Annotated in this window: 11 protein-coding genes; 3 read left to right on the top strand and 8 right to left on the bottom strand. The window is 59.6% G+C overall.

Going from position 1 to position 15,947, the window contains the following annotated elements:
* Positions 1-206: 206 nt before the first annotated feature.
* Together CFT65_RS03015 and tsaA are read left to right on the top strand one after the other, a co-directional pair.
* On the top strand, positions 207-2,714 hold the full coding sequence (locus CFT65_RS03015; RefSeq protein ID WP_088826549.1) for an acyl-CoA dehydrogenase: 2,508 nt from the start codon (positions 207-209) through the stop codon (positions 2,712-2,714).
* 13 nt (positions 2,715-2,727) lie between these two features.
* Positions 2,728-3,222 carry a tRNA (N6-threonylcarbamoyladenosine(37)-N6)-methyltransferase TrmO gene (gene tsaA, locus CFT65_RS03010; protein WP_228705771.1) on the top strand — a complete coding sequence of 165 codons (495 nt, stop codon included), beginning with the start codon at positions 2,728-2,730 and terminating at the stop codon, positions 3,220-3,222.
* Here the strand turns inward: tsaA and CFT65_RS03005 are convergent.
* Entirely contained in the window at positions 3,216-4,175 is a 960-nt protein-coding gene (locus CFT65_RS03005; RefSeq protein ID WP_088826548.1) for a LysR family transcriptional regulator, read from the bottom strand. The genes tsaA and CFT65_RS03005 overlap by 7 nt on opposite strands.
* A gap of 228 nt (positions 4,176-4,403) precedes the next feature.
* Here CFT65_RS03005 and CFT65_RS03000 point away from each other — a divergent pair, with 228 nt between their 5' ends.
* A complete protein-coding gene (locus tag CFT65_RS03000; protein ID WP_088826547.1) occupies positions 4,404-5,354 on the top strand; it encodes a DMT family transporter in 951 nt (316 codons plus the stop codon).
* Here CFT65_RS03000 and CFT65_RS18900 read toward each other — a convergent pair.
* From CFT65_RS18900 to CFT65_RS02965, 7 genes are all read right to left on the bottom strand, one after another.
* On the bottom strand, positions 5,311-5,766 hold the full coding sequence (locus CFT65_RS18900) for a hypothetical protein (protein WP_141103797.1): 456 nt from the start codon (positions 5,764-5,766) through the stop codon (positions 5,311-5,313). The two genes, CFT65_RS03000 and CFT65_RS18900, sit on opposite strands and share 44 nt — an antisense overlap.
* Positions 5,767-5,973: 207 nt before the next feature.
* Positions 5,974-7,662 (bottom strand): phosphoethanolamine transferase, encoded by a 1,689-nt coding sequence (locus tag CFT65_RS02990; protein WP_088826545.1) that lies wholly within the window; start codon positions 7,660-7,662, stop codon positions 5,974-5,976.
* A 75-nt stretch (positions 7,663-7,737) separates the two neighbouring features.
* Positions 7,738-8,304, bottom strand: coding sequence for a gamma-glutamylcyclotransferase (locus tag CFT65_RS02985; RefSeq protein WP_088826544.1), 567 nt, complete (start codon positions 8,302-8,304; stop codon positions 7,738-7,740).
* 36 nt (positions 8,305-8,340) lie between these two features.
* Positions 8,341-8,964 (bottom strand): MarC family protein, encoded by a 624-nt coding sequence (locus CFT65_RS02980; protein ID WP_088826543.1) that lies wholly within the window; start codon positions 8,962-8,964, stop codon positions 8,341-8,343.
* Positions 8,965-9,079: 115 nt separating this feature from the next.
* Complete coding sequence (locus tag CFT65_RS02975) at positions 9,080-10,033, bottom strand: transglutaminase family protein (protein ID WP_088826542.1); 954 nt, start codon at positions 10,031-10,033, stop codon at positions 9,080-9,082.
* A 10-nt stretch (positions 10,034-10,043) separates the two neighbouring features.
* The gene (locus CFT65_RS02970; RefSeq protein WP_416376645.1) at positions 10,044-12,470 is read right to left on the bottom strand and encodes a circularly permuted type 2 ATP-grasp protein; all 2,427 of its coding nucleotides are present in this window, start codon (positions 12,468-12,470) and stop codon (positions 10,044-10,046) included.
* Positions 12,471-12,637: 167 nt separating this feature from the next.
* Complete coding sequence (locus CFT65_RS02965) at positions 12,638-15,937, bottom strand: DUF2126 domain-containing protein (protein ID WP_088826540.1); 3,300 nt, start codon at positions 15,935-15,937, stop codon at positions 12,638-12,640.
* Positions 15,938-15,947 lie beyond the last annotated feature (10 nt).

Genomic DNA, 15,947 nt, shown 5'->3' with positions numbered 1-15,947 from the left:
ACTTTTTATTAAATGAACCTATAAGCTCTTAAAAAGTGGCAGTCTGGATCAATCAATGCAGTCTTTAGGCCGGTTTTTTGACAATCCTTTTCATTACCGCAATCAATCTTTACATCTCACGCCCCGAGCCCTTGCAACTGCCTGAACTTTAACCGATGGTTAAAGCAGCTTCTGAGCAATTGCATTCACGATACGGAGGTCTCCCCATGAGTGTTCTTCTCCTGCTGATCAGTGCCCTGGTGCTGATCTACCTGGGTATCGGCGGCACCACAGCCGCTGCCGTCATGTCCCTTGCGACCGTTGTGGGCCTGTTCCAGGATGAATGGCATCTGATCAGCATTCTCTGCGGCGGTGTGCTGCTGGCCCTGGCGTTGATTCTGGTTATCCCTGGCGACTTGCGTCTCGACAAGCTCAGCCGTCCGCTGCTCGGCTGGGTACGCAGCCGACTGCCCAAACTCTCCGACACCGAAGCCGAAGCCCTGAAATCCGGCTCGGTCGATTGGGACGGTGAGCTCTTTTCCGGCAAGCCCAAGTGGAACAAGTTGCTTGACGCCAAGCCGGCGCACCTCACCAGCGAGGAACAGGCCTTCCTGGATGGCCCGGTGGAAAAGCTCTGCGCCATGCTCGACGACTGGAAAATCACCCACGAGCAGTACGACCTGCCGGACAAGGTCTGGAAGTTTATCCGTGAAAACGGTTTTTTCGGCCTGGTGATTCCCAAGGAAGACGGCGGCCTGGGGTTCTCTAACACCGCCCACTCTGAAATCGTGATGAAGATTTCCACCCGGAGCGTATCGGCTGCCGTTACCGTGATGGTGCCCAACTCCCTCGGCCCGGGCGAGTTGCTGATGCACTACGGCACCGATGAGCAGAAACAGCATTATCTGCCCAGACTGGCCGGCGGCGACGAGATTCCCTGTTTCGCCCTCACCTCCCCGGTGGCCGGCTCCGACGCCGGCGCCATTCCGGACAAGGGCATCGTCTGCAAGGGCAAATGGAACGGCAAGGAAGTGCTGGGCCTGAAAGTCACCTGGAACAAGCGCTACATCACCCTTGCCCCGGTGGCGACACTGATCGGCCTGGCCATCAAGGTCTATGATCCGGACAAGCTGCTGGGCGATTCGGATGAAATCGGCGTGACCTGTGTACTGGTGCCGAAGGACACCGACGGCGTCAATGCCGGTGCCCGCCACCTGCCCATGAACACCGTCTTCATGAATGGTCCTACCTGGGGCAACGAAGTGTTCATTCCCATGGAACAGGTCATCGGCGGCCAGGATATGCTCGGCAAGGGCTGGACCATGCTGCTCGAGTGCCTGTCTATCGGCCGCTCCATCTCCCTGCCCGCCCTCGGCACCGGTGCCGGCAAGGTGGCCAGCCTGGCCACCGGCTCCTACGCCTTCACCCGGGAACAGTTCGGCCGGACGATCAGTCAGTTTGAAGGCGTGCAGGAAGCCCTGGAGCCCATCGCAGGCTACACCTACATGATGGACGCTGCCCGGCTGCTGACCTCCGGCATGCTGGACCGTGGCGTGCGGCCCTCGGTACCGTCCGCGGTGCTGAAATATCGCAATACCGACCTGATGCGGGAAGTCATCAACCATGCCATGGATGTGGTGGCAGGCCGCGGCGTGATCACCGGCCCCCGCAACTTCCTGGCCCGGGCCTACCAGGCGGTGCCCATCGGGATCACCGTGGAAGGCGCCAATATCCTTACCCGGAGCCTGATGATCTTCGGCCAGGGTTCCATCCGCTGCCATCCGTTCATTGTTGAGGAAATCGAAGCCGCGGGCATGGAAGACGAGGACAAGGCAGCGAAGAAGTTCGACGGTATCTTCTACCGGCATCTGGCCCATACCACCCGCAATGCCCTTCGGGCCCTGCTGCTGGGACTGACCAGGGGATGGGCCGAATCGGTGCCACGGCAAGGCAACATCAAGTCCAGCTACCGACAGCTGGCGCGGTTCTCAGCAGCCTTCGCCCTGATGACTGACGTCACTCTGCTGACCGTTGGTGGTGGCCTCAAGGCCCGGCAACGCCTCTCAGGGCGCATGGCCGACTGCCTGGTGCAACTCTATTACGCCACTGCCGTCATCAAACAATGGCATGAGGAGGGTTACCCGGATGACCAGCGGCCGCTGGTAGAGTGGTGCCTACAGACCTGCCTCAGGGATCTACAGGGCTCCATGCGCGAAGCCATCATCAACTTCCCGGTGCCTGCCCTGCGCTGGCCCCTGCGTCTGCTGGTGTTCCCGCTGGGCGCCACTGGCCTGAACGGTCCTGATGACAGACTCGGTGCCAGAGTGGCCGATTCAATCGTCAAGGACACCCCGGTGCGCCAGCGCATCAGCCGCGGCGCCTATACCACCATGGATCCCGAGGATCCACTGGGACGGGTACTGAATGCGTACAAGCTGGCCAACGAGACAGCGGACATGCGCAGCCGGCTGCATGACGCCATGCGTAACCGCGATGAAGACGAACTGGGCGGCATTGACCTGTTGATGGGGCATCAGCGCAAGGAACTGGTTGACTGGGCCTGTGCCCAGGGCGTGGTGAAGGCAGACGAGTGTGACAAACTACTGGAAGCACTGGAAGCACTCTATGATGTGATCCGCGTCGATGCCTTCGATGCCGACGGCCTGAAAGCGCTTTCACGCTGTGCCAAGGGCAAACGCAAGGTGGTCGAGCGCCCACCCAGAGAAGAGAAATGACGAGGAATAAAGCGTGGGCCAGCCGATGAACGATCCTGGTGATTTGCGTCCGAATGAGGAGGCCGTGGCACTTGAACCGGCCTCCGATGCAACGCTGCGATTCATCGGCACCATGCATACCCCCTGGCGCGATCGCAAGGACTGCCCGCGCCAGGGCCGCCTTGACGGTCCGGAGTGCCAGCTGGTTCTGGACCCTGTTTGGCACAACGCGCTGGCGGGGCTCGAAGACTACGACACCATTGAGGTGCTTTACTGGCTCGACCAGAGCCGCCGGGACCTGATCCGGCAAAGCCCCAGAAGCGACGGCCAGACCTTCGGCACCTTCGCCCTGCGCTCCCCGGTGCGACCCAACCCGATTGGCACGTCCATGGTCAAACTGGTTCGTATAGAAAAAGGAACGCTGATCGTACGCGGCCTGGACTGTCTGGACGGCACACCGCTGCTGGACATCAAACCAGACCGCTGCGCTTTCACCCCGAAAGCACCCGATAAAGCGAATGTTTACTGAGAGACCTCCTCCGGACGTAATCCTGAATTGATCGCTTCTGAAACCAGCCAACGCCGCAGAAGCTGAATCCCTCGTTCACGGCGACGGCTGGTTTTCCATGCAAAGTAAAAAATGTCGCCCGTCATAACGGAGTGGCAGGGCAAGCGCACAAAGTCACCGGAATCCTTGCGAGTGCTGAGCATGTAGTCGTTGGTCAGCGCAATTCCCTGGTGGAAGCGCGCAGCCTCCAGCGACAGCAGCATATGACTCGAGTGCAGTAAACGGCAGGATTTGGGCAGGTCCAGGCCCGCTTCACGATACCAGGCTTCCCAATCCCCACCCTGCCGGTTATAGATGCTGTAGGTCGACAGCAACGGAAACTCCGCCATCATCGCCGGCGTTAACGAAACCGATGCCGGGTCGCCGGCAACCTCCTCCAGCGCCAGCTCCCGGCGAATCTTCTGCCAGTAATCCTGGCTGCACACGGGGAACAGACGCTCCTCGTAAAGCAGCTCATAGCTGAATGCCGGCGAAGAAGGCTTAACGGTAATGAAGCAATCTGCAACCCGGTCTGACAACACCGGATTGCCACTACTCATCTCCAGCGCCAGATCCAGCTGAGGATGCAACCGCTTCAGATCCGGCAACCTTGGCACCAGCCAGCGCACGGCAAACGAACTGAACACCGAGAGCCTCAGCAAGGACTCCTCATGCCCCAGAATCTGCTCACTGGCCCGCTCAATCTGCAACAGCGCTGAACTGACCGCATCCAGGTACTGCCGGCCCTCATCGGTCAGCGACAGCGTCCGTCCACTGCGCCAGAACAACTGCTCGCCCAGGTAGGTTTCCAGCTGCTTGATCTGATGGCTGACGGCACTCTGGCTCACCGCCAACTCATCGGCAGCGAGTGAAAAGCTGTTGAGACGGGCAACGGCTTCGAAGACAGGCAGGGCTTTCAGGGGTGGCAGCTTCATTATCTAATTTTCTAATAGCACGTGAATATTGATCATTTTATCGGATATTAGCACTCAAATAGAATTCCTGAGCCAGTTAGGGGAGCCCGGGCAGGAAATGGCTTCCGAAAATGCTCGGAGCCAGGGAAGGCGGAGAGCAAGCGTACATGGATGTACTCGCAGCGGTTTTCGGAAGCCATTTCGTGACCGGACTCATGCACCCAAAGTTGAAGAATTGAGGAGAAAAACATGTCAGGAAAAACCGTAAACAGCGCTATCCTGCTGCTGGTGATCGGCAACGCCATGGCATTGATCTCTGACGTGTTCATCAAACTCCTCGAACCCGGCGCCCCAGTGTTCCAGTTTGCCTTCCTGCGCTGCCTGATCACCCTGGCACTCCTGCTGCCAATGGCCGGGCAACTGGACCGGAAAAACCTGTTCGCCGGCCTGAAAATCCACACCTTCCGGGCCCACATCCACCTGGCTGGCCTGCTGTGCATGGTAGTCGCCCTGGCCAACCTCCCGCTGGCGACCGCCAACGCCGTGTTCTACGCCGCGCCCATCCTGGTGATGGTGCTCTCGGTATTCCTGTTCCGGGAAAAACTCACGCCGCTGAGTGTCAGCGCTGTGTTCAGCGGCTTTGCCGGTATTGTGCTCATCCTGCGGCCAGTGGAATTCAACTGGGCGGCCGTGGCGGCGCTTGGCTCTGCCTTTGCCCTGGCCATCAACGCCGTGCTGGTCCGGAAACTGCCGAAACAGCAGAGCACCGTCCACAAGTTGTTCCTGAACTACCTGCTGATTCTGCCTGCGGCCGGTGCACTGGCCTGGTGGGAAGGCGCCCAATGGGATTCTGGCATCCTGATCGGTGCCATGGGCTCGGCGCTGTTTATTCTCGGTTACAACATCACCGTACTGCTGGCCTACCGCCAAGTGGACGCCAACCAGGTCACCAGCGCCGAATATACCGGTCTGATCTGGGCCGTGGGGATTGGCTGGATCTGGTTCGGAGAAGTGCCCGACCTGTGGTTCCTGGCCGGCAGCCTGATGATTGTGGTGCCGCTGCTGCTGATTGGTCTGCAGCACCGGCGCAAGGAGCCGGCAAGGGGATTCAACCCGGCTCCGGAGCAACAGGTGCGCCGGAACCAGGAGGAGTCATTCAGTGCCGGGAAGATTCAATTAGCACGTGAGTGTCGTGAATAATCCGACCGATACGGGCCTCCGGCGGCAATCCGTCACCATAGCCGAGTTTGATGCGGTAATGGCCCGAATGGTGATGGTGCCAGTCGCGCCGACGATCGTATCTGTCGCGATAGACATCCCGCTTGTGTTTCTTGCCCCATCCGCGCTTGTCACCATGGTATCTGTGGCGATCGTGGTACTTTCGGTCCCATTTATGCTGCTTGTAGTGCCGTGGTTTTTGGTGGTGCCGATGGTGACGGTCGTCTCGGTAGTGGGCCTGCAGGAACTTTTTCTGGTGACCTGGAGGTAGCGCACCTCCCCTCTCATGGTGCGGTTGCCAGCCATGGCCACGACGGTCATCGTCGTCGGCCATCACCGGAGCCGATGCCATCAGGAATGCCGTTACCAGGCTTCCGATTAACAGTCGCTTCATGATGATTCTCCCGTTCTGCTCAGAGACAGATCTCGCATCCGGACCCAGTGCCGGATGCCTCTGAACCCAGATTATCGAAGCGGGAGCGAATGTCAGTGCCTTGGGGCCGGCTTTGCAGGATCTTTACGCAAGGCCCCGTCAGCTTGACGTTTGAATAGCCGGTAGTGTCGTATTTTCTGTCAGAACACGAAGAAAAAGTTCGGCGCCTCAGGTGGTTCTGCAGTCCTCGAAAATATTGAGCGACGGCTCGATCGCCTCGGTCTTCACATTCATCAGTCCCAGCATGGAGGAGAACAGGTTGTCGTGGGTCAACGGTTGCGATGCGATCCGGTTGACGCACTCGGCATCAATCCGGTTATCCATCCGGAAACCGTCTGACAACCACACAACCATGGGCACATGGGTCTGGGCCTCCGGCGCCAGCATGTAGGGAATACCGTGCAGGTAGATGCCACCCTCGCCCAGTGACTCACCATGGTCAGAGACATACACAAGGGCAGTGTTGTAATCCGCCTGCATGGATTTCAGCATGCGCACGGTTTCCCCAAGCAAGCGATCGGTTACCAGAATACTGTCATCGTAGGCGTTGATAATGGCCTGTTGGTCACAGCTCTGCAGTTCATTGCTCTGACACTCGGGCAGGAACTTTTTCTGGTCCGGTTTGCTGCGCTTGTAGTATTCGGGACCGTGACTGCCAAGCTGATGCAGCACCATGAAATGGTCATTGTTGTCTGCGGCATCGAGCTGCTGATGGGCACCCTTCAGCAGCACCAGATCATCACAGTACTCGCCCTGGCAGAGGTCGGTATCCTCCGGACGAACGGTCGGAATCCGGTCACACATGCCCTTGCAGCCGGAGTTATTATCCAGCCAGGTACTGACAATGCCGGCGCGGGTCATGACATCCAGGAAATTATCACTGTTCTTGGCCACGGCTTCATCATAATCCGATCTGCCCAGCCACGAAAACATACAGGGCACCGACAAGGCCGTTGCGGTCCCGCAGGAGGATACCCCGGGAAAATTGACCAGTGTTCCGCCCGATTGCCGGGCCAGTTTACTGAGCTCCGGGGTGGTATTGCGGTGATAGCCATTCAGACCAAAATGGTCTGCGCGCGCAGTTTCACCAAGAACAAAAACCACCAGATTCGGTCTGCTGCGATCGGAAACCGGGAGAGAAACCGTCGCATCCAGCCCCACCTGCTGGTATTCCTGGGGAAACTGCGCCGCAGCCACCTTGCTACCCAGCGATGCCAGGGCAGCAACACTGTTCACCGGCACCACAAGATCCTTGATGTCGCGGTGATTACGGAACGTTGAAGCCATCTCCTGATAGCTGGTCAACGCCAGTACCAGAATCAGAGCGATATCAACAATGATCGGGGCCAACCAGTGAGTGACCCTTTTCAGGCCCGCCGGCCAGCTCACACGTACCAGAAAGAGCAGCACAACCGGAATCACAAAAAAGAGCGCCATGTGCACAAGCAGTCCGAGGCTCAGCAGGCCGCGAGCCTCCTGCACATCGGTTTCGAACACGTTCTGCAGCATGTGCTTGTCGATCAGCACGCCATACGCGTTCATGAAATACCCACTGAGCGCTGCACTCAAAAACAGAAACACCAGTACCGGCTTCAGGATAAATCGTGCCGAAAACAGGCTGATCAGGAGATGGTTGACCAGCAGCAACAAAAACGCGAGTTTGAACATCAGCATCGGCTGATCAAAGCCGACGTATCGATCAATGGCGGTGTAGAAAGGAACGTTATACAGAGCGGTCAGTGCAAGGGCGCTGATCAACACCAGCCAATGCGGTTTGATTGCAGGCCATTGAAACCGACCGGTTCCGCTACGCACAAACGGCTGCGCGTGAAGAGTGGGTTTTGAGGACAAGCCCATGGGATTTTCCGGGATAAGTGTGATTCAAGGTCCGGTGAGTGTGCTCCCCGAACCTTAAAGCAAACTTAAACGGACTTAGCTCAACTCATCACGCAGGTGGGATTCGATGGCAAAGGTGTGCGGGCAATCCGCACCCATTGCCCTCAGGGACTCTGCGAGGCGCAAAAGATAATCGGCATTCGGGCCACTGGGGCCTGAGGCAGAGGCGATCTGGCGGGCAATATCCGCATCGGGCGCGTGGCCCAGGAAGGCTTCGTTGTCTTCGGTGGCAATGTAAACCAGGCCCTCGGCATGGCTGCCATCGTCGAAGGTGAGCGTGATGCTCAGGCGCAGATAGCCGTTCTTTTCACGGATATCCAGGTGCTCGAAGACCTTGGGCGATACCCGAAAGGCAATGCCCTTGCAGACAGCATTCGGCTTTTCTACCAAGGTAACCACGCGGCCGGGCGCCTCCGGCGTGCCCCGATGATCGTGGGAACCCTGCCAGAACCGCCTTTCCCACCCGCGAATCGACGCCGGGCGCTGCTCCAGAAAGGGGAAATCCACCTTGTAGATCAGCGAGCCATAGCCAAATAGCCACACCGACTCCACGCCGGAGAAATCGTATCGTTTGCGATTGTGTTCAATTGTATTGGCAGACATCAGACACCCTGCAGCGAAAACCTGTCCCGCGATACTCTAGGTGGAGGCAATGAAACCCGCAATGCCCGTCAGCACGATTTCAGCCGCCATGGCCGAGAGGATCAGACCGCTGATCTTGGACATGATGTTCAGGCCGGTCTTGCCCAGCACCTTCTCAAGGTAGCCCGACAGGTGCAGCAACACCGCGAGGATCAGCAGGCTGGACACCAGCCCGAGGAGCCCGCCTGCCACTTCGGATACCCGGTTGAGCTCGGCGCCATACACCATGATCGCACCAATGGTGGCCGGCCCGATCATTACCGGAATCGCCAGAGGCACAACGGCAATGTCATCGCGATCTTCATCGGGCAGCCCGGTGGCGTGATTCCGGGTACCACTGGTCACCAGGCTGATGGCGGTCAGGAACAGCAGACTACCGGCACCAATCCGGAACGAATTCAGGGTAATGCCGATGGCGCTGAACAACAGCGGGCCGGCAAAGAACAGAATCACGCCCATCAAAAAGGCCGAAACGCAGGCTCGGCGGATAATCGATGTCTTCTCGGTTGCTGGCAGGCCCCTGGTCAGCGCCAGGAACATGGTCACCACGAAAAAAGGCGCCAGCAGGAACAGGAAGCGAATGGTGCTGCTGATGTAAGTCGAGAAAAACGTTTCAATCATTCCGTGTCGTCCGGGTGCCATCGAAAGCCCGCAAGCATAGCTTGCTACGCGGCACTCTGCCGTAAGGAAGTGAACGTATGGATAAGCTCAACCACAACCGGACGGGTGGATTCGGTTAAGTCGACAGTTCTTCCAGATAGGTTTCGCCGTCGCCGTACAGGGAGGCGAACTCCTCCTCGGGCACCACGGTCACGGCAATCTCCGGTTCATGTCCACCACCGCCCAGCAGGACACCCCGCATCGGTGTGATATCGGAAAAGTCCCTGCCCCAGCCGAGGGTAATGTGTTCCAGATCCGGCCTAAGGGCATTGGTTGGATCCAGTTCCAGCCAACCAAAATCCGGCACAAAGACGGCCACCCACGCATGGGTAGCATCGGCACCGACGAGTCGTTCCTTGCCCTCGGGCGGATGGGTCAGGATATAACCGCTCATGTAACGCGCGGCCAGCCCCACCGAGCGCAGGCAGGCAATCATGATATGGGAGAAATCCTGGCAGACCCCGCGACGGGCCTTGAACGCCTGCTCGACCGGGGTGAAGGTTTCCGTTGCCGTTGCGTCGAAGCTAAAATCGCGATGAATCATCCGCATCAGGGCATCGGCCGCCTCCACCAGCGGGCGCTCCGGAAGAAACGCCTCCCGGGCATAGGCGGCGTACTGGGAATCAATGGGTACATTGGTGGAGACAAACCGGAACGCCGTGGCCTGAAGATGGTCCGGCGGGAACTTCCTATCGGCGCGGTACCGCAGGCTGTCACGCACGGTTTCCCAGGGAACTTTTGCAGCGGCTGCCGAGGGCTTCGGACGTTCACGAAGCTCCACCCAGAATTCGCTGATGATCTCCAGGTACTCGTGGTCGGCGGTGAAATGAATCTTGGTAATCCGGTTGCCAAAGCAGTCCAGGAAGGAACGCCTTGCGGAGGGTTCCGGTGAGATCGCCAGGTGATGCTCAAGATTCCGCTGCCAGGGCAACGCCCGCGGCGTGAGCCTCAGCAAATGGTGGGACTCCCCCACCACCTGATCGTACTGGTATAGGGTCTCATGACGCACATGGTAACGGACAAATGTCATGACAGGCGCCTCAATCCGGGTTCACAGACCGGTCGGAATACCGGGTGTGAATAAAACACTGCCGCTGGATTTCATCAGACACACGATAGGCCTCCGACCGGATGTCACACAATAGCTCCGCCAGGGCTTCACAGGCTTTGTCCGGGCGCTTGCGTTCAAACGGATGCAGATCAAGCGCTCGCAGCCGCTGCAGCGATTCGTTCAGATCCGGCGGAAACAGCTGCCCGGTTTTACGCCCCATCTCCGGCAGGTCCTTCTGCAGCTGGCGCAGCTGGAACATCACCGAATGAGGGTTGCTTGCGTCTATCACCAGGGTATGGAGTACCCCCAGAAGCTCTGGTGTCCGACGGTACCGGGTGCGGTAGGTGACTTCCGAGTTGGCCACTTCCAGCAGCCATTCGAGCATCGCATGGCGGCTGAACCGGTCGCTGAACAGGGGCACGCAGATCAACGTACAGAGGTTGGCCAGCCGCTCCAGCCGCCGACCAATCACCAGGAACACCCAGCTGGCATCCCGCGTGATGTCATCCATGGCGAAGCCGGCCAGGGAGATGCAATCCAGCAACACCAGATTCAGTGCCCGGATCGACTGGTCCGGCGTTTTAGGTGGTGGCGCCAGCGGCTTGCCCACCCGATTGAGCGTGTGCCAGTTGTCGGAGGACAGCCGATCCCGGACCTGACTGGCATTGAACAGCAACGCCTGGAGAATGGACGCAATTGAACCCGGAGAGGTCACATCACTGACCGCCTTGAGCAACATGTCTGGAAGCGGCTCTGGCACCGCATCCTCTTCAGGTTCCGGTAGAGTGCCGAACTGCTCGGCAGCCTGCTGCAGCCCGAGCAGTGCTTCTTCACTGGCCTCGTCGTGCCCCGACAAACGGTTGAAAGCGGCGCGCAACAACCGCGCCGTACCTTCCACCCGTTCCGAGTGCCGTCCCATCCAGTAAAGGTTCTCACCCACGCGTGACGGCGTATCCCGTTCTCCGTCGAGCAGGTCCGAAACCTGCAATCGTTTTTTGATCAGTGACTTGGAGGGTGCCGTGTAACGAGCCTGCACCCAGGTATCCTTGGAAAGCCCGCCCCGTTGCATGGAGATAACCTCCACACCTTCGTCCATGGCCACCCGGGTCAGGCCGCCGGGCATCACCCGCCACCCTGAAGGCGTGGCAGCCGCGAATAGCCGCAGACCTATGGACCGGGTTGCCAGCGGCTGATCCGGATCACCCTTCCAGACCGGCGCCTGGGAAAGATGGACGAGCTCCTGGCCGACAAAGGCATGGGGATGGGCATGCATCTTCTTGATCAGGGCGTCCCGCTCTGCACCTTTCACCTGGTAACCGAACACCGGCTCCATTCGCATGCTCGCGAAGGCCGGTTTAATGACCAGCTCGTCCAGGTGCTCGATGACATAGTCCAGAGCCGGTTTCTCACCACACCACCAGGACGCCACCGACGGCATAGCCAGAGGCGAGCCCAGTAATTTCTTCGAAATCTCCGGCAAAAACCCGAATAACGCCGCACTCTCAAGTACACCGGAACCCAGGGCATTTGCCATCAGAACCTTGCCTGCCCGCACCGCTCCCAGAAGCCCGGGAATCCCCAGCACGGAATCGGCGCGAAGTTCCAGCGGATCACAGAAGCCATCGTCCAGCCGGCGATAAATGGCGTGTACCCGCCGCAGGCCCTGGAGCGTTTTCAGGTAGACGGTGTCGTCGCGCACGGTCAGATCCTGGCCTTCAACCAGAGGCAGGCCAAGGTAACGGGCAAGGAACACATGCTCAAAATAGGTTTCGTTAAACCGGCCCGGGGTCAGCAGCACGCAAAGCGGCGACTCGGTTCCGGCAGGCGACATGCCTGCCAGGCTGTTCTGGAAACCCTGGAAGAATTCCGCAAGGTTGGTTACCGGCAGGTTGTGGAATGGCGCCGGGAACGCCCGGGAAATCACCAGCCGGTTCTGAAGGGCGTAGCCCGCTCCCGAGGGCGCCTGGGTTCTGTCCGCCATCACCCACCAGCCGCCGTCCGGCGCCCGTGCCAGATCCACGGCGTACAGATGCAGGAAACGGCCTCCGGCAGGTCGAATGCCCTGACAGGGCCACTGGAACCCCGCCTGGCCATAGACGAGGGCCGGCGGCATAAGACCTTCTTTTAACAGTGATTGCTCGCCATATAGATCGGCCAGAACGCTGTCCAGAAGCTCCGCACGCTGGGCCACGGCTTTCGAGAGCCATTGCCACTCATCGGCGCCCAGAACCAGCGGCAGCAGATCCACTTCCCAGGGCCGGGTATCGCCGCGGGGATCTTCGTAGACGTTGTAGGTTACCCCGTCTTCGGCAATGGCATTGGAGACGGCCTGGGCCCTGAGGTTGAGGCCGGCGACTGACTCAAGGTTCAGCTGGCGCAACAATGGCCGCCAGTGCGACTTGGGCCCGGAGCCCATGGAGCCAAGCTCATCAAACCGGTCCGGCACCGGATGGTACTGGCGGAGGATGTCAGTAACTGCTTGCTGCTTCGCCACCTTGAATTCAGGCTCCGTTAGTCAGTGAGCTGGAAGCATAGCCGCTTTCTACTCTCCGGAGCCAGCATCAAACCACACGTCCAGGCATCTTATTTGTGATATCGCAGATCCAGGGTGAAAGGGAACTCCCGGTGCTCCGGAACCGGCCGCAGGGGTTGTTGCCCCGAGCTGTGTCCCATACGGAAGAAGCGCGCCATGCGGCGGCCTTCCGCTTCGAACGAGTTCACCGGCAAAGTCTCGAAATTCCGGCCACCGGGGTGGGTCACGTGATATTCACAGCCGCCCAGGCTGCGTTCGTTCCAGGTGTCCACGATATCAAACACCAAAGGCCCATCCACGCCAATGGTCGGGTGCATGCACTGGGATGGCTGCCAGGCCCGGTACCGGACGCCGGCGACCGATTCACCCACCATCCCTGTTGGCTGAAGCGGCAGCGGCACCTGATTGCAGGTAATCTGGTAACGATCCGGGGCAGCGCCGCGTACCTTCACCTGCAAACGCTCCAGGGAAGAATCCACGTAGCGGGCGGTGCCGCCGATCGCGCCGTGTTCTCCGGTCACATGCCAGGGCTCCAGAGCCGAGCGCAGCTCAAGGGTTATGCCCTTGACCCTGTAATCGCCGATCCGGGGGAACCGGAACTCGAAATGGGGCGCGAACCACTCGCTCTCGAGCGGATAACCCTGGGCCTTCATATCGTCGATGACGTCCTCAAAGTCCTGCCAGACATAGTGAGGTAGCAGGAACCTGTCGTGCAGCTCGGTTCCCCAGCGAACCAGCCCGCTGGGTTTGTAGGGCTGCTCCCAGAATCGGGCCACCAGCGCCCGCAGCAGCAATTGCTGGGTCAGGCTCATGCGGGCATGGGGTGGCATCTCGAAGGCCCGCAATTCGAGCAGACCGTGACGCCCACCCGGGCCGTCCGGGGAATAGAGCTTGTCGATACAGAACTCGGCCCTGTGGGTATTGCCGGTCACGTCCGTAAGCAGGTCCCGGAGCAAGCGGTCCACCACCCAGGGCGCGACTTTTTTGCCCACAGGGCATAACCGCTCCATCTCCCGGAACGCCAGTTCCATTTCGAACACATGGTCGTTGCGCGCCTCATCAATCCGCGGCGCCTGGGAACTGGGGCCAATAAACAGGCCGGAAAACAGATAGGACAGGCTGGGGTGGTTATGCCAGTAGCTGATCAGACTGCGCAGCAGATCCGGACGCCTCAGGAACGGGGAATCCTCTGCCTTCTGCGAACCCAGCACAAAATGGTTGCCGCCACCGGTGCCGGTATGACGGCCGTCCATCATGAACTTCTCGGAGGTGAGACGGCATTCGTAGGCGTCCGCGTAGAGCGTCTCGGTCTGTTCAACCAGCTCGTCCCAGGTCCGAACCGGCTGCACATTCACTTCGATCACCCCGGGGTCCGGCGTGATGCGGAAATGACTCAACCGGTGATCCGAGGGTGGCTCATACCCCTCAAGCAGGACCGGCTGCTGAAGCTCTTTGGCGGTTTTCTCGATGGCGGAAACCAGGGCAAGGTAAGGCTCCAGCTTTTCTAACGGCGGCATAAAAATACGAAGAATGCCTTCCCGGGGCTCCACGCACAGGGCGGTGCGAACAACCTCGGGTGCTGACTTTCCTTTCTTGGGCAGCTCCACCTCCGGAGACGACTGGCCAGCTTGGCCGCTATTCCATTGCCGGATTTCCTCTTTTCCGGGCAAAGGGCCACGGGGCGCAAAGGGGTCCTGCTCGTGGATCCAGGGGTAATCCGCTTCTTCCACCCAGGGCTGGCTATCCAGCGGCAGCCGGTGGCCCATCGGGGAGCCGCCCGGAATCAGGTAACAGCGCTGGCTGCGCAGGAACCAGGGCCCCGTTTCCCATGCCTGTGCCTTTTCAGTGACACGCAGGGGGAGCACGTAGCCGACGGGTTCGTCCAGGCCCCGGCTGAAAATCTGCTGAAGCTGCTTGCGCTCCAGGGCATTCTCGAGTTTCGCATCGAAAGGATCGACGTTGACCGGCAGCCGTCGTTCCCGCCACAAGTAATAAAAAGCATCCTCGAACCCCGGGAACAGCTGTTTTTCATCAACACCAAGCTCTTTCGCCAAGGCCGACAAAAACCTGTGAGCATCTTCCGGGCTTGCGTTGCCTTCGATGCGCTCATCCGCCAGCCAGCGCTCGTCCCGCCAGATCGGCTCGCCATCCTTGCGCCAGTAACAGTTCAGGGACCATCGGGGCAGCGGCTCTCCCGGATACCACTTACCCTGGCCGAAATGAACCAGCCCGCCAGCGCCGTAGCGGTCCCGCATCCGGTGATAGAGCTCGATGGCCTTCTTGCGCTTGGTGGGGCCCATGGCCTCGGTGTTCCACTCCGGCTCGTCCCGGTCGTGATTCGCCACGAAGGTAGGCTCACCGCCCTGAGTCAGACGTACATCCAGTTCTGTCAGACGCTGGTCGACGTCATGGCCCAGCCCAACGATGCGCTGCCACTGGGTCTCGGTATAGGGTTTGGTCACCCGAGGTGCTTCCCAGATGCGCTGGACGCTCATCTGGTGCTCGAATTCGACCCCGCACTCCTCAACCATGCCGGTAATTGGCGCCGCCGAGGACGGATCCGGGCTGCAGGCCAGCGGGATATGCCCTTCTCCGGCAAACAGGCCGGACGTCGGATCCAGCCCCACCCAACCGGCGCCCGGCAGAAAGACTTCGCACCAGGCGTGCAAATCGGTGAAGTCTTCCTCCGCGCCCGAAGGGCCATCCAGTGCTTTCTGGTCAGCCTTGAGCTGAATCAGGTAGCCGGACACAAAGCGCGCCGCCAGCCCCAGATGCCGGAGCGTCTGCACCAGCAACCAGGTCGAATCCCGACAGGAGCCGGAGCCCTTTTTCAGGGTTTCCTCCGGGGTCTGGACACCCGGCTCCATCCGGATCAGGTAATCAATACGGTCAGCAAGGCTCTGGTTCACACCCACCAGGAAATCCACGCTGGGGGTTTCCTTGCGGTCTATGGTGGCCATCCACTTACGGAATTCCGGTGTCTCCGGCAGTTTCTGTAAATAAGGCGCCAGCTCTGCCGTCTGCCATTCCTCGTAGTCAAACGGAATGGTCTCTGCCCGGGGTTCCAGAAAGAAATCGAACGGGTTGATCACGGCCATCTCGGCAACGAGGTCCACCGTGATCTTCAGCTCGCCCGTTTTTTCGGGGAACACCAGGCGGGCCAGGTAATTGGCCTGCGGGTCCTGTTGCCAGTTAAGGAAATAACCGTCGGGCTCGACCTTCAGCGAGTAGCTCAGGATCCGGGTTCGCGCGTGCGGACAGGGCCGCAAACGAACTATCTGAGGGCCCAGTGTGATCGGGCGCTCATAGCGATAGTGGGTGATATGACTCAGGGCAACATGAATCGACATGGAACCTATC

The sequence above is a fragment of the Marinobacter sp. es.048 genome (assembly GCF_900188435.1).
Taxonomy (GTDB): Bacteria; Pseudomonadota; Gammaproteobacteria; order Pseudomonadales; family Oleiphilaceae; genus Marinobacter.
The sequence above is the reverse complement of the archived record's forward strand: the minus strand, read 5'-3'. Positions and strand labels throughout refer to the sequence as shown.